The following is a 20,842-nucleotide window of genomic DNA, read 5'->3' on the forward strand; positions in this document are numbered from 1 at the left end:
GCCTTGGACGGGCGTCGCCACAATGACGCCACTCCGCCCCAAGGTCCTCCCCACATCCCGGTGAGGCGATACATCCGCGCCACAGTCATCGCCCCACCTTGGTGACGAGATGGCCGAGGGCTAGGCTGATGTGCTTCTCGACGGCGCTACGCGAAATGCCCAGGCGTTGGGCGGTTTCGGCGTGCGTCAAACCCTCGAACTTGTGCAGGCGGAAAACCCTCTGGGTCAGCGGCGCCAGCGCCTCCAGCGCTAAAGACAGCTTCTCCAGTCGTTGACGGGCGATGATCGCGCTCTCGGCGTCGGGGGTGTCGACCACGTCGAGGGCGCCGACGCTGGCATGATGGGTCCGCCGCCACTCCGATTCGCGGGCGCCCGAGCGCTTGGCCTGCCGCAGCCGGTCCAGCATCAGGTTGGACGCCAGGCGGTAGAGATAGGCGGACGGGTTCTCGATCGGCGCCTCCGTGGCCGCCTGGACCTTCAGATAGAGGTCCTGAACCAAGTCCTCCACATCGCCACGTCCGCCCAGACGCGCCAGGAAAAAACGCCGCATGTCGTCGCGGCGCTCCAGATAGGCGCGGGCCAGGGGCGAGAGGTCGGGGGCGGCGTCCTTCATCTTCAGCTCTGGCGCGTTGGCGGATCTGACGGTCGGCATCGTTGGTCATCGCCAGGACGCGGAGGCCGCTGAAAAAGTCGGTGAGAGGTTGCGAGACATGAGGCGCCGAAGCGGCGAAGGCAAGCGCCCACGCCTTCCGACGGCGGCCGCGGCCGCAAGAACCCCTTGACCCGGCGCCAGGCGAGCATCGCGCCCCAATCCCGGCGGAAACAGGGCCGCCACGGACCAATCCGGGCGCGGCTCGGCGGTCGGCTTGGGAGGTGCGCTCGTCAGTGCGCTGGCATCAAAGGTGTCACATTCCACGATCTGCACACGATCTACCGGCCTCTGTGACCTCCAAGCTCTCGGAAGGTGGACGCCGACAGAGGTGGCCATGCGCACGGGGCATACGCTGCGGGATCTGGCTTCGCTCGACGTCTATGCTGATCGGGGGGGCGACGAACAGCTGAGCGGCTGGCGGTGCGGCAGACGTCGGTCTAGGCCTGCGCTAACGGATTTGCAGGCCCGTGCGAACATAGTGAATTCAAGGACTTGGCTGCAAAGCGGCCGGTTTTCGGCCCTAATGAAATCAAAGACTTAGTCGGCCGCCGCAAACCAAAATCGGGCCTCCCGGGAGGCGCGAAATGAGCCTCGAAGCCCGCAACTGGGCCCGCCGCATCGGCGGCCTGTCGATCGCCGCCAAGGCCGTGCTGATGGCCCTGGCCGACCACGCCGACTCCGAGGGCAAGGCCTGGCCCAAGCTCAAGACGCTCGCCGAAATCACCAGCATGACCGAGCGCCACGTGCGCCGTCAGATCGGCGTGCTCGAGGAGACCCGCGTCCGCCGAAAGGCTCTTGCACTCCACCTCAGCAGCGAACGAGCTTCGCCCGAACAGGAGATCAAAGCGCGCGCTGCCCTCCATATCAGCAAACTCGACATCGTAGCCGGCGTCCATCAAGCGCTGTGCCAAGTCGAGTTCCAAGTACAGGGCGGCGAAGCCTGTCTCAGCTTTGAGCGAGTCTCGAAGCCGGCCCTCCAGCACCTTTTGTCCTCCCGGCGAGATTTGTGCGTGCACTGCCGCCGTTGTGGCTGCGAAATTCAGCGCTGTAAGGATGAGCCCGTCGGCAAGTTCCGGCAGTAGGCGTCCCTCCTTTGCGAGAACGTCGGCTTGAAAGCCGATTGCCATTTCCAGCCAGTGATAGTCGGAGACTATTTTCCACCGAAGCGGAGACTTACGCTGGTCTGCATCTAGCTGGTCGCAGCGTTTGAACCATCGCCCCCGACCTGCCAGGTCGAGAAATGCCTCAAGATGTGGCGCTAGGGCCTGGATATCGGAGGGGATCGAAAGGCGCATTAGGCAGAGAAGCCTAGGGCAAGCCGCGTGCGCAGCAAGATGGTAGGCTGGGCGGGCGAGGAGGATTCCGGAGTTTTGGGGTCAATCGGCGTTGTATCAGCGTTCGTCTATAGGAACCTCTGTCGCGAGCTCAGTCACGAGATCATCGAGCTTGTGGATCACTCGAACGCCATGAGAGCAATCGATTATTGCTGAAGAGGAGCCGAGCCATAGGATGTCAGATCCCAGGCACTGATTGTCAAGTTTACTTTCTTGGGCAACGCGCAGGCCGCTTAGGTATACTTTCGGTTGGTGTACGCGATGTGACAGGAGGCGCCAGCCAGATTTATTCCAATCGGAAAGCCCATATAGGCTGTAAGAAAATGAAATAAAAAGTGTCATCAAGAGAGCACTATAGAGCATGATTAGGCGCTCTTCTGCTGCCTCGGCGCGGATTTCCTCTAATGTTCTGATGCGCGAGTCGCGTAGGTTTAGACGGTCTGCGAAATGTTCTACAGCCCATCTACAAAGCCACATTACGAGATAGGCGGGGATAAAGATCCAGGCCACGTGCCTTAAGATCGTGAAGCCGCCCATCACTACATCGGCCGGATTGGCGACCATAAAATAGTTCACACGCCAAGCTGCCCAGAAGAAGATCCCATTGGTCACGGCGCTCAGGGCGAATAGGCCTGCGGTCGCGACACTGCAGAATTTCAGGAACTCGACAATCAAGGATGGGCGTTCGGACACGGTGAATTAATGCCTGGAAGTCTGCGCAAGCTCGTTTCTCGCTACTCGCCCTAGGATTGTCGAGTCCTGAGTTGCGCCAGCGGCCTCGTGTTGCGATGGCGACAAGATTTGGAGATTTTCGCTCCAGCGCATGGTTGGCGCGCATAAAAGGTTGGGTGTCCAGCACGCAAGCGCTCGGATATCTGAGTTCTGGAGAGGTCGGGGTGTCGGCGTGCGCCTTCCGGCCTCGCTTCCGAGCGCTCTGAGTGCCGAAATTGGCAAATCTCATACAAAACTTGGCAATTCTTTTGCAAAGGTTGGCAACTTCAGTCGCTTTAGGTGCCAGTTGCCAAGGTTTACCTAAGATTGCGCCTGGAGCTGTGGGCAAGATGTGCATTGTGGGCCCACATTGCTGCGCAACGTCGGGCCACAATTCGGCTTACTCGCCTAAAGGCTCGACGCGATAGCTCTGCGAGGCTTGGTGAGGCTTCCGCCTATAGGGGGGCGATCGCCCTGCGGGCTATTCGTCTCGCCGCAGTGGCACCCCTGCTCTTAGCTTATCCAGCACGTCCGGAGGGATCGTGTCCGTCTCCCAGAGCGGCGGTTGATCCGGTGCATTGTTCAGGAAATCGATAAGGCGGCGCGCAGAATTTTCAGCACGCCCGGTGAGGGCCTCTATCTCAGCTCGCGCCAACTTCTCAGCGATGGCGAGGTTGATGAATTGACTGAGCGTTATGCCCTGAGACCTGGCGAGGTTTGATGCCTTGCTCTTGAGCTCGGGGTCGAGCTGAAGCGGAAATCGCTGCTGGCTCATGCGCATTGCCCCTTCCGATCGTTCGCCAAGATACAAGGCGTGGGGTGTATGTCCACGGCCGGAAGCGCCGGTCGCGAGGGCCGGACACCCGTGTCCGGGGGGGATTGTCATCTAATCCAGAAGACTACAGCCTTTCGCTCTAGGCGGTCCCCGCTCAAGGGAATGCGTCGCCGATGAACCCGTAACTCCGGCGGGGCTAGGCCGCCGCTGGACGTGATCGTGAGCGAAGGCGCAACAGCATGGCAAAGCGAGAGGTTCGTGACCGGGGCAGGCCTCTGAAGGTCTATGTCTCGGAGGCCGACCGGGCTTTCATTACGAGTGGCGCCAGCCAGGCCGGAATGTCGGTCTCGGATTATCTTAGAGTGCTGGGCCTTCACCATGAGCCGAAAAGCATCTTCGACCAGGATGCAGTGCTCGCGCTAGCCAAGGTCTCTGGAGATGTTGGGCGCCTCGGGGGCCTGTTGAGGTGGCTGCTTTCCGAGGCGCCGCCGAAGGATGTCGCGGATCGCGCGCGAGAGCTGGTCTCGGAGATCGCGCCGATGATCAGTCTTTTGCGTGAGAAAGCCGCGCGGGTTTAGCCGATCGGTCGGAGGCTTCGCGAAGGAAAATCGTCCTCGAAATCGTGCGGCGGATTGGTCCGGATGGAATGCAGCAAGTGGATAAGCGCGGTTTCAAGCGATTGGAGATGATCACCCTCCACATAGCCAACCGAAGCCGTGCGGCGGAGGTCGGATATGACGAGCACTAGGCCGGCGACCTCACCGCGTTTGGCGCGGTCTAAGGCCTCTTCAAGCATCGCGACTACGTTGTTGCTCATTCGCGTGTCCACCGGATCTCTGCCTTTCCGCGCGGCTTTGGCGCTCTCTTTGGTCTCAAGTCTCATGAAATTTCTTTGAGACTTGAGACCATGTGGGTCTTAAGTCATTAAATAAGCGGCATTCTATTTCAAGTTGATCGCTCTATATGAGGTTGTTTATTTCGTTAACCATCATGGATTCTTGCGAAGTGTCTAGAGGTTGTGGGAGGATTCGAATCGGAACTTGAGCCGTACCGACCAGTGAGAGCACTATGAATGGATCTCGAAACCGCGTTGGGTCTTGTGCAACTAATATCGCGCGTGTGCTGAAAGTCCTTCGATCGGCAGGTTTGCACCCTGCGGAAATCCATCTGCCGCCCGATGGAGGCGCGCGCATTCTCCTGCCTGCATCGCGTCAGGTGGACGTCGCGGCGAATTCGTCTGCTCGCGAAATCCAGGACGAATTAGCCAAGCACTTCGCCAATGGCCGTTTCTAAGCGCGGCCTGCCGAAAGGCGTCTGGTTCCAGAAGAAGCGCCTCAGCGGTGGCGAGGTCGTTCGCTACGGCTACTTGGGGCGAGGGCCGGGCACGATCCCGCTGGGGCGGGAGGGGAGTGTCGAGTTCCATACCGCTTTGGCGGACGCCATGTGCAAGGAGCCGCCCACCCACACCGTCCATAACCTGATCTGGCGCTATAAGCAGTCGCCGGAGTATCGCGACCTCGCGGATCGCACGCGCGCCGATTACGCCAAGCAGCTCGACAAGATCCAGACCGTGTTCGGCGGGCTGTCGCTGCGCGCCATGGCGGCGCGGGAGGTGGCGACGCACATCTACGCCTGGCGCGACAGCATGGGCGGGAGCCCGCGCCGCGCCGACTACGCGATCACTGTATTGAAGCTCGTCCTCGAATGGGGCGTTCGGCGCGGCCATTTGGAGTTCAATCGCGCTGCAGGCATCGAGAAGCTGTCCAACACCGATCGGCGGGACAAGACCTGGAGCGTGGAGCAAGTCGCCGCCTTCATGAACGTCGCCACCGAGCCGATGCGGCGAGCGATGATACTCGCGCTTGAGACCGGCCAGCGCCAGGGCGACCTGCTTACGGTGGGGTGGGGCGCCATTGATGGAGGCGTCCTCCGCTTGCGGCAGGCCAAGACCGGCGTCCGTGTGGCGGTGCCGATCTCGAAGGCTCTGCGCGATTGCCTGGACGCCATTCCGCGCGGCGACGCGACGACAATCCTCACGAGGCCCGATGGCCGCCCTTGGGAAACGAAGGGCAACGGCTTCCGGTCGGCCTGGCGGCTGACCTGTAGGGCGGCCGGGATCAAGGGCGTCACCTTCCACGATCTGCGCGGCACCTTCGTCACGCGCCGCCTGGCCGAGGGCTGGACGACGCAGGAAGTGGCCATGTGCACCGGGCATTCGCTGCGCGATTTAGCCTCGCTGGACACCTATGCGGACCGCGGTGCCATCGCCGAGGCGACCGCCAAGCGGATCAGCGCCCGACTCGCGCGGGGCTGAAACGGGAACGAATTCTGCAAACCGACCTGCAAACTGGTCGATATCCAAAGGAGCTAAGTGCTTGAAAAGTGGTGGAGGCCCGGGCCGGAATCGAACCGGCGTGCACGGATTTGCAGTCCGCTGCGTCACCACTCCGCCACCGGGCCATCCGGGTGTCGACGCGTGCGTCGGCGGGGGAGGGCGTTCGATACAGGAGCCACGGCAGGGCCGCAACTTCGAATTTACGCGATCGTGATCGCCTGGCCGAGGGGAGGCTCTCCCCGAGAGTCCGTATATTTTGCCACGCGATCTCACGACCACCGGCATGCGATTTGTCAGCCGTCGTCATCATGGCCAACGTGCGTTTGGCCGACTTCTGGACTCTTGGGAGACTTGAGCCGAAGTCAGGGGCTGGCGCTATTGGCGCGAGGCTTGACGGCGATTGCGATCGAGGGTCAGCGCGACGAGTGTCGCGATGGCGCCCGACGCCAGGTATAGGCCGATCGCGGGCAGGCCCCAGAGCGACGCCAGTCCAAGCGCGGCCAAGGGCGCGAAGCCGGCGCCGATCAGCCAGGAGAGGTCCGAGGTCAGGGCCGCGCCGGTGTAGCGATAGCGCTTGGAAAAGCCCGAGCTCACCGCTCCGGCCGCCTGGCCGAAAGACAGGCCCAGAATGATGAAGCCGACGATCACATAGGCCATCTGTCCCGCCGAGCCCCCGTCCAGAAGGCGCGGCGCCAGAAGGCTGAACGCGCCGATCAGCAGAGCCGAGAGGGCCAACTGGTTCTGGCGCGTGATGCGGTCGGCGATCCAGCCGGAGGCTAGGATGCCGGCGACGCCGAACAGCGCGCCGATGATCTCGATACGAAGGAAGGTCAACGCCTGGTGATCGTCTTGCAGGGCGACCCAGGACAGCGGGAAGACGGTCACGAGGTGGAACATCGCGAAGGTCGCGAGGGGGGCGAAGGCGCCGATCAGCACGTTGCCGCCTTCGGCCCGCATCAGACTGGCGATGCGGGTCGGGCGTAGCTCGCGCTTCTCGAATAGGGAGCCGAACTCTTCCGTCGCCACGATGCGCAGGCGGGCGAAGAGGGCCACGACATTGATCGCGAAGGCGGCGAAGAACGGATAGCGCCAGCCCCAGTCCAGGAAGTCGGCGGGGCTCAGGCTGGCCAGGAAATAGGCGAAGAGGCCGCTGGCCAGGATGAAGCCGAAGGGCGCGCCAAGCTGCGGGATCATCGCGTACCAGCCGCGCTTGTTCTCCGGCGCGTTCAGCGCGAGCAACGACGCCATGCCGTCCCAGGCGCCCGCCAGCGCCAGGCCCTGGCCGACGCGGCAGATCGCCAGGGCCCAGATGGCCAGCGCGCCCACGGCGGCGTAGCTGGGCAGCACGCTGATCGCGGCGGTCGATCCGCCTAGCAGGAAGAGCGCGATCGTCAGCTTCACGCCGCGTCCATGGCGGCGGTCGATAGCGCCGAAGATCGCCGACCCGAACGGTCGCGCGATGAACGCCAGCGCGAACAGGGCGAAGGCCAGCATCACGCCCGTCAGGCGATCCACGAACGGGAACACCAGTTGGGGAAACACCAGCACCGAGGCGATGGCGTAGACGAAGAAGTCGAAGAATTCCGAGGTACGGCCGATCACCACGCCCAGCGCGATCTCACCGGGGTGGACCGCCTTGTCGTCGGCGTGCAGCCGCCGCGCGTCGCGCTCTAGTCCCGAGGAGGTTGGGATCGCGAATTCGTGGGCCATGTCGTAACGCGCCTTTATCCTTGGTTTCCGTCCCAGCACCGCGCCGCCTTTCCAGCGGTCTGGATGCGAGCATGCAGCGGACGGGGCTGGTCTGGCAAACGCCTTTGACGTGTTTCCGGCTCCAACTTGTCGAATTGGCGTTGGATGATTGATCAAAGACAAGCTGGTTCTTGACCTAGGACAAACGGTCCAATGTCGCGGCGCGGGGCCCTGGCGTAACAGCCGCGCTCATGCGACCGAATTTCAGGCTCCCGCCGCGCTTCAACCCTTTTAAGTTCCTGGCCCTGGCCCCGGCCGTGTTGGCCTTGGGCGGCTGTGACTGGGTGGTGATGAACCCGTCCGGCGACATCGCCGCCCAGCAACGCGACCTGATCATCGTCGCGACCGTGCTGATGCTGCTGATCATCGTGCCGGTGATCGCTTTGACCTTGTTCTTCGCCTGGAAGTACCGGCGCTCGAACGAGAGCGCGAAGTACGAGCCGGAATGGCATCACTCCACCCGCCTGGAGATCATCATCTGGGCCGCGCCGCTGGTGATCATCACCATCCTGGGCGCCATCACCTGGAGCAGCACCCACCTGCTGGACCCCTATCGCCCGCTGGACCGCATCGCGCCGGGCCGCTCGGCCGAGAACATCAAGCCGCTCAAGGTTCAGGTCGTCGCCCTGGATTGGAAGTGGCTATTCATCTACCCGGAACTGGGCATCGCCACGGTCAACGAGATGGCCGCGCCGGTTGATCGGCCGCTGAATTTCGAGCTGACCAGCTCGTCGGTCATGAACTCGTTCTACGTGCCGGCCCTGGCCGGGCAGATCTACGCCATGCCCGGCATGACCACCAAGCTGCACGCGGTCATCAACAAGCCCGGCCAGTTCGAAGGCTTCTCGGCCAACTACAGCGGCGAGGGCTTCTCGCACATGCGCTTCAAGTTCCGCAGCATGAGCGAGGCCGAGTTCGCGCGCTGGGCCGCCGAGGTCCACGAGGGCGGCGATCGCCTGGACGGTTCGCGCTACCTCGTCCTGGAAAAGCCCAGCGAGAAGGTTCCGGCCCAGCGCTTCGCCTCGGTGGACGCCGACCTGTTCCAAAAGGCCGTCAACCGCTGCGTCGAGCCGGGCAAGATGTGCCAGCGCGAGATGATGGCCATCGACGCCAAGGGCGGCCTGGGCATGGCCGGCGTCTACAACGTCACCACCCTCGAATACGACAAGCGCACTCGGCGTGGGGAGGGCGGTTCGTTCCGCTCGTTCGTCGCCGCGCTGTGCGCTCCCTTCGCCGGCTCCCCGGCGCGCTGATTTCCTTAGAGACGTATAATGTCCCCGGACCTCGTCAAATTCATCTTCGGCCGTCTCACCTGGGACGCCATTCCGCTGCACGAGCCCATCCTGCTCGTCACCTTCGCCATGGTCGCCCTCGGCGGCCTGACGGTGCTCGCGCTGCTGACCCGCTACAAGCTGTGGGGCTATCTTTGGCGTGAGTGGCTGACCAGCGTCGACCACAAGAAGATCGGGGTGATGTACATCATCCTGGCGATCGTCATGCTGCTGCGCGGCTTCGCCGACGCGCTAATGATGCGCGCGCAACAGGCGATGGCGTTCGGCGAGGTCGCCGGCTATCTGCCGCCGCACCACTACGACCAGATCTTCACCGCCCACGGCGTGATCATGATCTTCTTCGTGGCCATGCCGCTGGTCACGGGCCTGATGAACCTGGTGGTGCCGATGCAGATCGGCGCGCGCGACGTGGCCTTCCCGTTCCTGAACAACTTCAGCTTCTGGATGACCGTCGGCGGCGCCGTGCTGGTCATGGCCTCGCTGTTCGTGGGCGAGTTCGCGCGGACCGGCTGGCTGGCCTATCCACCGTTGTCGAACCTCGCCTACAGTCCTGACGTCGGGGTCGACTATTACATCTGGGCGCTGCAAGTCGCGGGCGTCGGGACGACGCTCTCGGGCATCAACTTGGTCGTGACCATCTTCAAGATGCGCGCCCCGGGCATGGGCCTGATGAAGATGCCGGTCTTCACCTGGACCTCGCTGTGCACCAACATCCTGATCGTGGCGTCCTTCCCGATCCTGACCGCCACCCTGGCCTTGCTGACCGCCGACCGGTACCTGCTGACCAACTTCTTCACGAACGACTTCGGGGGCAACCCGATGATGTACGTGAACCTGATCTGGATCTGGGGTCACCCCGAGGTCTACATCCTTATCCTGCCGGCCTTCGGCGTGTTCTCGGAAGTCGTGTCGACCTTCTGCGGCAAGCGCCTGTTCGGCTATAGCTCGATGGTCTACGCCACCGCGGTCATCACCATCCTGTCCTACATCGTCTGGCTGCACCACTTCTTCACGATGGGCTCGGGCGCGAGCGTGAACTCGTTCTTCGGGATCACGACGATGATCATCTCGATCCCGACAGGCGCGAAGATCTTCAACTGGCTGTTCACGATGTACCGCGGCCGCATCCGGTTCGAGGTCCCGATGTTGTGGACCGTCGGCTTCATGGTCACCTTCGTGATTGGCGGCATGACCGGCGTGCTGCTGGCCGTTCCGCCCGCCGACTTCGTGCTGCACAACAGCCTGTTCCTGATCGCCCACTTCCATAACGTGATCATCGGCGGCGTGGTGTTCGGCATGTTCGCCGGCATCAACTACTGGTTCCCCAAGGCCTTCGGCTTCAAGCTGGATCCGTTCTGGGGCAAGGTCTCGTTCTGGTGCTGGCTGATCGGTTTCTGGGTCGCCTTCGCTCCGCTCTATGTGCTGGGCCTGATGGGCGTGACCCGTCGCGTCAGCCACTTCGAGGACCCGTCCCTGCAGATCTGGTTCGTGATCGCGGCCATCGGCGCGGTGATCGTCCTGTTCGGCATCCTTGCCTTCCTGGTCCAGATCTTCGTCAGCATCCGCAACCGCGAGGCCCTGCGCGACACGACCGGCGACCCCTGGGGTGGCCGGACGCTGGAATGGTCCACCTCGTCGCCGCCGCCGGCCTACAACTTCGCGTTCACGCCCGTCGTCCACCAACTGGACGCCTGGTGGGACATGAAGCAGCGGGGCTATGAACGGCCGACCACCGGCTTCATCCCGATCCACATGCCCGCCAACACCGGCGCTGGCGTGGTCCTGGCCGGGATCAGCACGGTGCTGGGTTTCGCCCTGATCTGGCACATCTGGTGGCTCGCGGCCGTCGCTTTCATCGCCCTGATCGGCGGCGCGATCGCCCACACCTTCAACTTCAAGCGTGACTACTACATCCCGGCCGAGGAGGTCGTCCGCGTCGAGGACGCGCGCACCGAAGCCCTGCGGAGCCTGACCTGACCATGGCCTCTCAAGCCCATGCCCTGAAGGCGGCCCGAAAGGACCGCTTCTACATGACCAAGGAGCACCATCCGGAGAACGGGACCCTGCTGGGGTTCTGGATCTACCTGATGAGCGACTGCCTGATATTCGCGGTTCTGTTCGCCTGCTACGCCGTGCTCGGCCGTAGCTACGCGGCGGGCCCGTCCGGCGCGGACCTGTTCGACCTGCCGCTGGTGGCCGTGAACACGGGTCTGCTGCTGTTCTCGTCGATCACCTACGGCTTCGCCATGATCTCGGCCCAGGCCAAGAAGGTGAAGCCGGTCCTGGCATGGCTGGCCGTCACCGGCCTGCTGGGCCTCGGCTTCCTGTCGCTGGAGCTCTACGAGTTCCACCACCTGATCAGCGAAGGCGCCGGTCCGCATCGCAGCGCGTTCCTGTCGTCGTTCTTCGTGCTGGTCGGGACCCACGGCCTGCACGTGACCTTCGGCATCATCTGGCTGGTCACGCTGATGGTCCAGGTCGCCCAGCGCGGTCTCGGCGTTGAGATGAAGCGCCGCCTGATGTGCCTGTCGATGTTCTGGCACTTCCTGGACGTCATCTGGATCGGCGTCTTCTCGTTCGTCTATCTGCTCGGAGTCCTGAAATGAGCGCCGACGCGCACCACGCGCACGATGAGCACCACGACGATCACGATGGCGCCCACGGCTCGCTGAAGGACTACGTCATCGGCTTCGTCCTGGCGGTGATCCTGACGGCCATCCCGTTCTGGCTGGTCATGGGGAACGTGTTGCCGACCGCCCAGATGACCGCCGTGGCGGTGATGGGGCTGGCGATGATCCAGGTGCTGGTCCACATGATCTACTTCCTGCACATGAACTCGCGTTCGGAGGGCGGATGGACCCTGCTGGCCCTGATGTTCACCCTGATCCTGGTGGTGATCACCCTGAGCGGCTCGCTGTGGGTGATGCACAATCTGAACACCCACATGATGCCGGACATGCCTCACGACATGCGCGAAGTCCCGTGAGCCGCTCCGGCGCGGGGACCGCCGCCCTGGTCGGCCTCTGCGCCGGCTTCATGGTGGTGTTCGCCGCGCTGGGGTGCTGGCAGGTCAAGCGTCTGGCCTGGAAGCGGGATCTGATCGCGCGAGTCGAGCAACGTCTCGCGGCCGCGCCGGCGCCCGCGCCTGGACCAGCCGCTTGGCCAGGGCTTTCCGCCGACGAGGACGCCTATCGGCGCGTCCGCCTCGGCGGCGTCTTTGACCATCGTCGCGAAACCCTGGTGCAGGCCGTGACGGACTTGGGCCCGGGTTTCTGGGTGATGACGCCGCTTCGTGTCGACCAAGGCTTTACCGTCCTGGTCAACCGAGGCTTCGTGCCCGCCGATCGCGTCGCCCAGAGCAGCCGGACGGCTGGGCTGGTCCAGGGGGAGACGCGGATCGTGGGCCTATTGCGGCTGACCGAGCCGAGAGGCGGCTTCTTGCGGCGCAACCAGCCGGAGGCCGGCCGCTGGTATTCCAGGGACGTCGCCGCGATCGCCCGGACGCGCGGCTTGGCCAACGTCGCGCCCTATTTCGTGGACGCGGACGCGACGGCCAACCGCGGCGGCTTGCCGCGCGGCGGATTGACGGTCGTGCGTTTCGCCAATAGCCACCTTATCTATGCGCTGACCTGGTTCGCGCTGGCCCTGTTCTGCGGCGGCGCGGCCGTCTACGTGCTGACTCAGGGGCGCGGGGACCGCCGGAAAGCAACCGCATGACGCCGACCGCCAACATGGTCATTTCCGGCCTATCGGGATGGCTTTCGGGCGCTCGGGCCGCGGAGAACGCCAACGGCCCCGCGGACGCGATCGCGCGGCAGAACATGCTGCAGCTGATCCACCTGCGATGGATCGCCGTGCTCGGTCAGGTGGTCACCATCCTGGTCGTCCATTTCAGTTTCGGTTTCAAGCTGCCGTTGCCCGCGATGATGCTGGTGCTGGCCGCCCTGGTGGCTCTCAATCTCTTCAGCCTCGTCCGGCTCAAGCGAGTCGAGCCGCTGGGCCGGTACGAGCTCTTCCTGGCGCTGGCTCTCGACGCCATGGCGCTGACGGTCCAGCTCTATTTCAGCGGCGGCGCCACCAACCCGTTCACGACCCTCTACCTGCTGCACGTGATCCTCGCGACGGTTCTGCTGGAGGCGCGGGCCACCTGGGCGATCGTGGCTCTGATCAGCTTCTGCTTCGTGGCCCTGGTGGCCTTCAACCGGCCGATCATCACCTCGGGCCTGAGCGATCGAGCGTTCTTCGAGCTGTTCATCATGGGCATGCTGATCGGCGTGGTGCTGGATGCCCTTCTGCTCGTCACCTTCGTCGGTCGCATCACCGCGAACCTGCGCCGCCACGACGCCCGCCTGGCGGAGCTGCGTCAACGCCAGGCCGAGGAGACCCACATCGTGCGCATGGGCCTGCTGGCCTCCGGCGCCGCCCACGAACTGGGAACGCCGCTGGCCACGCTGGATGTCATCCTTGGCGACTGGCGGCGGATGCCCCTGTTCACCTCGAACCCCGAATTGGCGCAGGAGTTGGAGGACATGCGGGGCGAGGTGCTCCGATGCAAATCCATTGTCACGGGCGTGTTGCTGTCAGCGGGCGAGGCGCGCAGCGGCGAGGTGCGGGTCAGCACCCTGCGAGGCTTCATGGACGAGGTCGTGGCCGAGTGGCGGGCCAGTCGCGCGGACCACGATCTGATCTATGACACCGACCTTCTGGACGCCACGCCGATCGTCGCTGAGTCGACCCTGAAGCAGGTGATCCACAACGTGCTCGACAATTCGCTCGAGGCTTCGGCCAAGACGACGTGGCTCCGCGCGGTGATGCGGGAGGGCTGGATCCGGATCGAGGTCCAGGACGACGGAGCGGGGTTCACGCCCCAGGCGGTCGCCGATTTCGGCAAGCCATACAATTCGACCAAGGGCCGCGCGGGGGGAGGGCTGGGCCTTTTCCTGGTCGTCAACGTGCTGCGCAAGCTTGGCGGGGCGGCCGAGGCCGAAAACCTCCCGGCGGGAGGAGCCAGGGTCACCATGATATTGCCGATGGCCGCGCTAGAGGTTACCCGTCATGGTTGAGCGAAAGCTGATCATCGTCGAGGACGACGACAAGTTCGCCGTCACCTTGAAGCGTTCCTTCGAGCGCCGCGGCTACGAGGTCGCGCATGTCGGTGGGCTGGAGGCGGCCCTGGAGGTGTTGGAGGACTTCTCGCCGCGCTACGCGGTCGTCGACCTCAAGCTGGTCGGCGAGTCGGGCCTGGCCTGCGTGCGCGCCCTGGCCGAACGCGATCCGGACATGGTGATCGTGGTGCTGACGGGCTTCGCCAGCATCGCCACCGCGGTCGAGGCGATCAAGCTCGGCGCCTGTCACTATCTCGCCAAGCCGTCCAACACCGACGACATCGAAGCCGCGTTCCACAAGCGCGAAGGGGATATCGACGCGGCGATCGCGGGCAAGGCGACGTCGATCAAGAACCTGGAATGGGAGCGGATCCATCAAACCCTGGTGGAGACGGACTTCAATATCTCCGAAACGGCGCGCCGCTTGGGAATGCATCGCCGAACCCTGGCCCGAAAGCTCGAGAAGCGCCGCGTCGTCTAAGCCGCTGGCCTGGTCTAACGCGCCGCGAGCGTTCGACGTACGCCCGGGGACCTTGTCGCCAAACTGACATGGCTGGCCGCTAGTTCAGCGATCAAGAGTCGGCGGCGGGCGTCGACGGGGCGCGGTGCGATGGCCTGGCTACGCGACGTCGACAAATGGTTCGCCGAAGCGGTGTTGCCGTTCGCGCCGACCTACCGCGCCTATGCCCGCAAGCTGACGCGCGACGCGACCGAGGCCGAGGACCTCGTTCAGGAGGCCTACGCCAAGGTTCTGGGTCTCGCCGATTGGCGCCGCCTCGAGCGTCCCGACCGCTTCGTCCTGACCATTATTCGAAACCTGGCTTTCGAGCGAATGCGGCGGGCCAAGGTCGTTGGCATTCGCCAGATCGGGGGACTGGAGATGGAGGCTCTGCCGGATCCGGCGCCCGACGCCTACGCCGTCGCCAGCGCTCGCGAGGAACTGCTGCGGGTGATCGAGGCGGTGGATCGATTGCCAGAGCAATGCCGACGGGTGGTCACGCTGCGAAAAATGGAGGGGCTTTCGCCGGGCCAGATAGCGGTTCGGTTGAACTTGTCCATCTCTACGGTTGAGAAGCATCTAGCCAAGGGCTTGGCCCTGCTCACCAAGGCGTTGGCGGCGGACGAAGGCCGAAGGATCGGAGTTAAGGCGAGTACATGGCGCAAGCGGGCGATCAAGACAGAGACGCGCTGATCGCCCAGGCTTCGGAGTGGCTGGCGCGTCTGGACGCCGGGCGCGCGGATTCCGCGGAATTCGAAGCCTGGCGCGACGCCGACCCCCGCCGCGCCGCCGCCTTCGCCGAGGTCGCCGCCGCCTGGAGCCGCCTGGACGCGCTGCGGGACGCGCCGCCGCTCGCCCGACCCGCCGTGACCCGTCGCGCTTGGCTCGGCGGCGGCCTGGCCCTGGCGGCTGGGTTTTCGGGGGCCGCCTATCTGGGCCGCGATCAACTGCTGAGGGCGCGCACGGTCACCGGCGTGGGGGAGCGCCGCACGATGTCGCTGCCCGACGGCAGCTCGGTCGAGTTGAACACCGACACCGAGGTTCTCTGGCGTTTTGGGCGCGACCGACGCCGGCTGTGGCTTCGGCGCGGAGAGATCGCCCTGACCATCGCCCACGACGCGCTGCGGCCGTTCGAGCTCTTCACGCCATCGGGATTGGCGAGCCTGGCGCCGGGCCAATTCAACGCGCGCCTGCGTTCGGCGGGGCTGGACCTGATCGTCCTGGCGGGGCGCGCCGCGATCCGGACCGCGGCGGGCGAGACCAAGGCGGCGGTCGTCAACGCCGCTGATCCTCGCCAGGCGCTCGCCGTGACGGCGGCCGGCGTCGCCATCGCCGCCGCGCCCGAGGTCGAGGTTCAGAACGTCCAAGCCTGGCGTCGAGGTGAAATCGTTTTTGAAGGGCAGCGTCTGTCCGAGGCCGTCGAAGAGTACAATCGATATCTCGTGCGCAAGATGGTCATAGATGACCCCAAGGTCGGCGCCATGCGGCTGGGCGGCCGTTTCCTGACGGGAAATCCCGAAAGCTTCCTGGAGGCTTTGCGGACAACGTTCGGCCTACGGATCATCGACGACGGATCGTCACGAATTCTTCTCAAATCTCGATAGAGGTTTCTCGCCTCCGCTTCATCTAGCTCGGTGAGGCGCCGGTTTTCGGCGACTAGATGGGGCGAAATACGATGATCAAGTCTTGGACGCGCCACGGAGCGCCGGGCGTTTGCGTCTACCTGCTTTTGGCCACGTCGGCGCTCGTCGCCGTCGCGCCGGCCGCCGCCCAGGCGCAGGCGGCCGCGCGGGTCGAATTCAAGATTCCGGCGGGCGACACGGCCCAGGCGCTGAACGCCTTCTCGCGTCAGGCCGGCGTGCAGATTCTGTTCCCGTACGACGTGGCCGCCAAGCATCGCACCGCCGGTCTGCGGGGCGTCTATGGCCGCGAGGAGGCGGTGCGCCGTCTGATCGAGGGCAGCGAGCTGGAGATCGCCTCGGCCACGGCCGAGGTCATCACCTTGCGTCAGCGGGGCGCTGGCCCTTTGGCCGCCGGCTCGGCCGATCCCGAAGTCTCGATGGTCGAGGAATTGATCGTCACGTCGCGCGCCGGCTCGGACGCCCGCACGCGTCTTTCGACCAGCTACGCCGTCACGACCATGAATGAAGAGACCCTGCGCCTGCGCTCGCCGATGGGCGTGGCCGACGCGCTGAAGTCGGTGCCGGGCTTCTGGGTCGAGGCGTCGGGCGGCGAGGCCAGCGCCAACATTCGCGCCCGCGGCATCCCGCAGGAAGGCTTTTCGGCCATCGCCCTGCAGGAGGATGGCGCGCCGGTGCAGCATGACGGCGGCCTGGGCTATCTGAACGCCGACCAGTCGTTCCGCCTGGACGAGACGATCGAGCGTATCGAGGTGGTGCGCGGCGGTCCGTCGTCGATCTTCGCCTCCTACGCGCCGGGCGGCACGGTCAACTTCATCACCCGCAAGGGCGAGACCCGCGAGGGGATCGTCAAGGTTCAGGGCAGCGACTACGGCCTCAAGCGCGTGGACGCCTATGTCGGCGGGCCGATCGGTGATTGGCGCGCCAGCCTCGGCGGCTTCTGGCGCGATGACGACGGCATCCGCGATCCGGGCTTCGCCGCCAACAAGGGCTATCAGGTCCGCGCCTCGATCGGCCGCGACTTCCAGCGCGGTAGTTTCGACTTCAACATCAAGCACCTGGACGACAACGTCATCCTGTTCGCCGGCGTGCCGCTGAAGTTCAACGCCGCGGGCGAGCCCAGCGCCACCCCGGGCTTCGACCCTCTGACCGGCACCTTGGCGGGGCCAGAGACCGAGAAGCTGACCCTGCGCGGACCCAAGGGGCCCTTCAACTGGGACCTCTCGCGCGGCACCGAGGTGAAGCTGACCCAGGCCACCGCCGTCCTGAAGTACGAGATCGCCGACGGCTGGCGTCTGCAGGAGACGCTGCGCTATCGGACGTCGGAGTCCAAGCGTATTGGCCTGTTCCCGAACACGCCGGTGCTGGGCTCGGCGCGCATCGCCCAATATCGCGCGGCCCTACTGGCGGCGACGCCGGGCGCGACCGACGTGCAGCTACGCTACGCGACCAATCCTAGCGAGGTGTTCAGCACCACGGGCGCGGGCCAAAACGGCAATGGTCTCGTGCTGGACGGCTCGCTTCGCTATGTCTCCGTGCCGCTGGATGAACTGATCAGCGACACGCGCCTGCTGCATAAGTTCGAGATCGGCGGCCAGACCCATGACGTGGCGGCCGGCTTCTATCACGCCCATGTCGAGGAGGCCTTCAACCGCTACTCGGCCAACGCCTTGTTGGACGTGCGCGACAACGCCCGACGCCTAGACCTGGTGGCCGTCGACGCGACCGGCAAGGTCCTGTCCAGCCTGACCGAGAACGGTATCAGTCGCTATGGCGCCGAGTTCGCCAACGGCGACGGCAAGTCCAACACCACGGCGCTCTATCTGACCGATGAGTGGCAGGTGACGCCGGCCCTGCGCATCGACGCGGGCGTGCGCTGGGAGAAGGTCGAATTCACCGGCCGCAGCGAGCGGACCGCGACGATCAACCTGGGTCTGTCGCCGACGCCGGCCGATGACACCGTGCTGGCCGGTTCGGGCGTCTATGACCGCTTCACCCGCAAGTTCGATCACACCGGCTGGACCGTGGGCGCGGACTATCGTCTGACCCCGCGCATGGGCCTGTTCGCCCGCTACACCTCGGCGTTCCGCCTGCCGTCGCTGGGCGACTACATCACCAACGCGGCCAACACCGCGCCGATCGTCCAAACGATGGACCTGATGGAGGCGGGCTATAAGCTGACGACCGGCAAGCTCGACCTCTACGCGACGGTGTTCCACACCGCCTATGACGCGCTCACCTTCGGCAGCCTGGTCTTCAACCCGACCACCGGCGCCTATGTGAACCAGACCACCATCACCGACACCAAGACGCTGGGCCTGGAGCTGGAAGGCGTGGTCCGTCCGGTCGAATGGTTCGATCTGGGCTTCAGCGCGACCGTCCAGAACCCCGAGTTCGGCGACTACAAGTTCGAGGAAAGCTGCACGGTCTCGGCGTCGGACCCGACTTGCCAGGTCAAGCCGCCGGCGGCCACCGCCAGCCGCACGCGAGACTTCACCGGCAACCGCCTGGTGCGCGTGCCCAAGACCGCGTTCCGCCTCACGCCGGGCGTCAACCTGATGGACCGCCGCCTGCGGATCGAGAGCAGCATCGAGCGCTACGGCGACCGCTTCTCGGACGCGGCCAACACCTCGCGCCTGCCGGCCTATACGCTGGTGAACGCCACGGTGCGGTTCAATGTCAGCGACGCCCTGTCGATCTACGCCTACGGCACGAACCTGACCAACGAGCTGGGCCTGACCGAGGGCAATCCGCGCGCCGGCCAGATCATCAGCGGCGAGGCCGGAGCCCTCTACGGCATCGGTCGGCCGGAGTTCGGACGGGCCTTCAAGGCGGCTCTGCTCTACCGCTTCTGATGCGCTCAGCCTGAGTTTTCTTCCCCTGACCTGGGGCGGCCGCGGCCTCGGCCGCCCCTCTTTTTTGGACAAGTCCATGCGCCGCTGGTTCGCCCTCATCGCCCTACTGATCGCTTCGCCCAGTTGGGCGCGGGAGGCGGCCAAGCCGGATCTTATCCTGACCGGCGAAATCACGGGCGCGGACCACCAGACCTACAAGCCCGTGACATTCGAGGTTCCGCCTGGCGTGGCGCGGCTGTTGGTGGCGTTCGACTATACCGGCCGGGAAAACAAGACGGTCGTGGATCTGGGGCTTGTGGACCCGGTTCGCTTCCGGGGCTGGAGCGGCGGCAATAAGAATAGCTTCTTCGTCTCGACCGAAGCGGCGACGGCCGGTTACCTGCCAGGACCCTTGCCCGCTGGTCGCTGGACTCTTCTGCTGGGCGTGCCCAACGCCCGACCAGACTCCAAGGCGACCTACGAGGCCAAGATCTGGTTCCAGAGGCCCTCCACGGCCCTCCCGATCGCGCTGGCCAAGGCGACGACGCCCGGCTGGTATCGCGGCGACCTGCACATGCACACCGCCCACAGCGACGGCGGCTGCGTGACCGGAGACGCGCCACGCGCGCCCTGTCCGGTCTATCGGACGGTTCAGGCCGCTCAGGCCGCCGGCCTCGACTTCATCGCCGTCACCGACCACAACACCACCAGCCAGGCCGAAGCCCTGACGGAGCTACAGCCGTCGTTCCCCAAGATCCTGCTCATGACGGGCCGCGAGGTCACGACCTTCCATGGACACGCGAACGTCTTCGGACCAACGGCCTTCATCGATTTCCGCCTGGGCTCCCAAGACGTACCGACCATCCGCGACCTCCAGGCGGCGGTCGCCGGGGCGGGCGGCGTCTTTTCAATCAATCATCCGGCCGCGCCATCGGGCGAGCAGTGCATGGGTTGCGGCTGGACCGCGAGGGACACCGACTTTGGCGCGGTCCAGGCGATCGAAGTCGCCAACGGCGGCAGCGAGAAGGCGCTAGGCGGCTTCGAGGGCGTCCTGTCTGGGGTGCCGTTCTGGGAGGCCCAGCTCAATCAGGGACGCCGGATCACCGCGATCGGCGGCAGCGACAATCACGACGCGGGAATTCCACACGACCAGCCCTCCGCGGTGGGGCGCCCCACGACGGTGATCCACGCCCGGGGCCTGTCGTCCGAGGCGTTGCTCGAAGGATTGCGGGCGGGGCGGGTTTTCATCGACCTGGACGGGACCCGCGATCGGATGCTCGACCTGTCGGCCAGCGTCAATGGCGCGTCGGCCGTCATGGGGGGGACGCTCAAGGCAAGCTCAAGCCAGGTCGTGACCTTCGTCGTTACCGTGAAGGGCGCGGATTTGGCGGGCGTGGAGATCGTTCAGGATGGCGTCCGCGTCTCACCCGCTGTTTCGGCGATGGGCCGGTTCGAAGTGCGGGTGGGCCAACGTCCCAGTTGGGTGCGCGCCAATGTCCGCGACTCTCGGGGGCGGCTGCTGCTGATCGGCAATCCTATCTACCTGTCGCCCGCGCCCTAGGGCCATTCCCGATCGGCCGAGGCCGTGGCCCGGCTTGCCTGGTCAGGCCGCCAGGCCGGAGGTGGACTGTAGGACTTCGTAGCGCTCGCCCCGCCAGCGACCGATGGCGCCACCGTCGCCGCTAAAGAGCAGGATCTCGCTATCGTTGCCCTTGACGGCGGCGCGCAGGGCGAGACACCGGGCCCTGCGTTCGGCCGACACGAAATCGTCGAACCGCGCCGATCTTTCTTCGTCTTCCAATCGCACCCACCAGCCATCGAGCGCGGGGAAGACCAGGTATCTGAACATCAGGAACATGCTCCAGCGCGTATTCGCGCTACGGGCGTGCAACGGCGCGGCGCCGACGTCGGTTCCG

Annotated in this window: 20 protein-coding genes and 1 tRNA gene; 14 read left to right on the forward strand and 7 right to left on the reverse strand. The window is 65.0% G+C overall.

Annotation, left to right across the window (positions count from 1 at the left end):
* Positions 1 to 85: 85 nt before the first annotated feature.
* Positions 86 to 652, reverse strand: a complete 567-nt coding sequence (locus J2728_RS06680) for an RNA polymerase sigma factor (RefSeq protein ID WP_309997708.1) — start codon at positions 650 to 652, stop codon at positions 86 to 88.
* Positions 653 to 1,236: 584 nt separating this feature from the next.
* On the opposite strand from J2728_RS06680, the gene J2728_RS06685 reads away from it, so the two are divergent.
* Positions 1,237 to 1,734: a helix-turn-helix domain-containing protein gene (locus J2728_RS06685; protein WP_309997709.1), complete on the forward strand. Its 498-nt coding sequence runs from the start codon at positions 1,237 to 1,239 to the stop codon at positions 1,732 to 1,734.
* Positions 1,735 to 2,043: 309 nt separating this feature from the next.
* Here J2728_RS06685 and J2728_RS06690 read toward each other — a convergent pair whose 3' ends face one another.
* Both J2728_RS06690 and J2728_RS06695 read right to left on the reverse strand, forming a co-directional pair.
* Positions 2,044 to 2,661, reverse strand: a complete 618-nt coding sequence (locus J2728_RS06690; protein ID WP_309997711.1) for a hypothetical protein — start codon at positions 2,659 to 2,661, stop codon at positions 2,044 to 2,046.
* Between the two features lie 517 nt (positions 2,662 to 3,178).
* Positions 3,179 to 3,472 (reverse strand): hypothetical protein, encoded by a 294-nt coding sequence (locus J2728_RS06695; protein WP_309997713.1) that lies wholly within the window; start codon positions 3,470 to 3,472, stop codon positions 3,179 to 3,181.
* Positions 3,473 to 3,711: 239 nt separating this feature from the next.
* Here J2728_RS06695 and J2728_RS22255 point away from each other — a divergent pair, with 239 nt between their 5' ends.
* On the forward strand, positions 3,712 to 4,050 hold the full coding sequence (locus J2728_RS22255) for a plasmid mobilization protein (protein WP_404979718.1): 339 nt from the start codon (positions 3,712 to 3,714) through the stop codon (positions 4,048 to 4,050).
* Here the strand turns inward: J2728_RS22255 and J2728_RS06700 are convergent.
* Positions 4,047 to 4,355 (reverse strand): hypothetical protein, encoded by a 309-nt coding sequence (locus J2728_RS06700; protein ID WP_309997714.1) that lies wholly within the window; start codon positions 4,353 to 4,355, stop codon positions 4,047 to 4,049. The two genes, J2728_RS22255 and J2728_RS06700, sit on opposite strands and share 4 nt — an antisense overlap.
* 396 nt (positions 4,356 to 4,751) lie before the next feature.
* Here J2728_RS06700 and J2728_RS06705 point away from each other — a divergent pair, with 396 nt between their 5' ends.
* A complete protein-coding gene (locus J2728_RS06705; protein ID WP_309997716.1) occupies positions 4,752 to 5,786 on the forward strand; it encodes a tyrosine-type recombinase/integrase in 1,035 nt (344 codons plus the stop codon).
* A 72-nt stretch (positions 5,787 to 5,858) separates the two neighbouring features.
* Here the strand turns inward: J2728_RS06705 and J2728_RS06710 are convergent.
* Positions 5,859 to 5,932 (reverse strand) — tRNA-Cys (locus tag J2728_RS06710).
* 250 nt (positions 5,933 to 6,182) lie between these two features.
* Entirely contained in the window at positions 6,183 to 7,517 is a 1,335-nt protein-coding gene (locus tag J2728_RS06715) for an MFS transporter (protein ID WP_309997718.1), read from the reverse strand.
* A gap of 230 nt (positions 7,518 to 7,747) precedes the next feature.
* Here J2728_RS06715 and cyoA point away from each other — a divergent pair, with 230 nt between their 5' ends.
* From cyoA to J2728_RS06770, 11 genes are all read left to right on the forward strand, one after another.
* Entirely contained in the window at positions 7,748 to 8,809 is a 1,062-nt protein-coding gene (gene cyoA, locus J2728_RS06720; RefSeq protein ID WP_309997720.1) for a ubiquinol oxidase subunit II, read from the forward strand.
* Positions 8,810 to 8,827: 18 nt separating this feature from the next.
* A complete protein-coding gene (gene cyoB, locus J2728_RS06725; protein ID WP_309997721.1) occupies positions 8,828 to 10,825 on the forward strand; it encodes a cytochrome o ubiquinol oxidase subunit I in 1,998 nt (665 codons plus the stop codon).
* A 2-nt stretch (positions 10,826 to 10,827) separates the two neighbouring features.
* Complete coding sequence (cyoC, locus tag J2728_RS06730) at positions 10,828 to 11,454, forward strand: cytochrome o ubiquinol oxidase subunit III (RefSeq protein ID WP_309997723.1); 627 nt, start codon at positions 10,828 to 10,830, stop codon at positions 11,452 to 11,454.
* Positions 11,451 to 11,834, forward strand: a complete 384-nt coding sequence (cyoD, locus tag J2728_RS06735; RefSeq protein ID WP_309997725.1) for a cytochrome o ubiquinol oxidase subunit IV — start codon at positions 11,451 to 11,453, stop codon at positions 11,832 to 11,834. Before cyoC ends, cyoD begins: the two co-directional genes overlap by 4 nt.
* Before the next feature lie 50 nt (positions 11,835 to 11,884).
* Entirely contained in the window at positions 11,885 to 12,565 is a 681-nt protein-coding gene (locus J2728_RS06740; RefSeq protein WP_404979740.1) for an SURF1 family protein, read from the forward strand.
* A complete protein-coding gene (locus J2728_RS06745; RefSeq protein ID WP_309997728.1) occupies positions 12,562 to 13,911 on the forward strand; it encodes an ATP-binding protein in 1,350 nt (449 codons plus the stop codon). Before J2728_RS06740 ends, J2728_RS06745 begins: the two co-directional genes overlap by 4 nt.
* Positions 13,904 to 14,434, forward strand: coding sequence for a response regulator transcription factor (locus tag J2728_RS06750; RefSeq protein ID WP_309997730.1), 531 nt, complete (start codon positions 13,904 to 13,906; stop codon positions 14,432 to 14,434). Before J2728_RS06745 ends, J2728_RS06750 begins: the two co-directional genes overlap by 8 nt.
* Before the next feature lie 129 nt (positions 14,435 to 14,563).
* On the forward strand, positions 14,564 to 15,145 hold the full coding sequence (locus tag J2728_RS06755) for an RNA polymerase sigma factor (RefSeq protein WP_309997732.1): 582 nt from the start codon (positions 14,564 to 14,566) through the stop codon (positions 15,143 to 15,145).
* Positions 15,109 to 16,056, forward strand: coding sequence for a FecR family protein (locus J2728_RS06760; RefSeq protein ID WP_309997733.1), 948 nt, complete (start codon positions 15,109 to 15,111; stop codon positions 16,054 to 16,056). The genes J2728_RS06755 and J2728_RS06760 overlap by 37 nt, the downstream gene beginning before the upstream one ends.
* Before the next feature lie 71 nt (positions 16,057 to 16,127).
* A complete protein-coding gene (locus J2728_RS06765; protein WP_309997734.1) occupies positions 16,128 to 18,947 on the forward strand; it encodes a TonB-dependent receptor in 2,820 nt (939 codons plus the stop codon).
* 76 nt (positions 18,948 to 19,023) lie between these two features.
* Complete coding sequence (locus J2728_RS06770) at positions 19,024 to 20,487, forward strand: CehA/McbA family metallohydrolase (RefSeq protein WP_309997735.1); 1,464 nt, start codon at positions 19,024 to 19,026, stop codon at positions 20,485 to 20,487.
* Between the two features lie 42 nt (positions 20,488 to 20,529).
* Here J2728_RS06770 and J2728_RS06775 read toward each other — a convergent pair whose 3' ends face one another.
* Complete coding sequence (locus tag J2728_RS06775; protein ID WP_309997736.1) at positions 20,530 to 20,775, reverse strand: hypothetical protein; 246 nt, start codon at positions 20,773 to 20,775, stop codon at positions 20,530 to 20,532.
* Positions 20,776 to 20,842 lie beyond the last annotated feature (67 nt).

The sequence above is a fragment of the Caulobacter segnis genome (assembly GCF_031454995.1).
Classification (GTDB): Bacteria; Pseudomonadota; Alphaproteobacteria; order Caulobacterales; family Caulobacteraceae; genus Caulobacter; species Caulobacter segnis_E.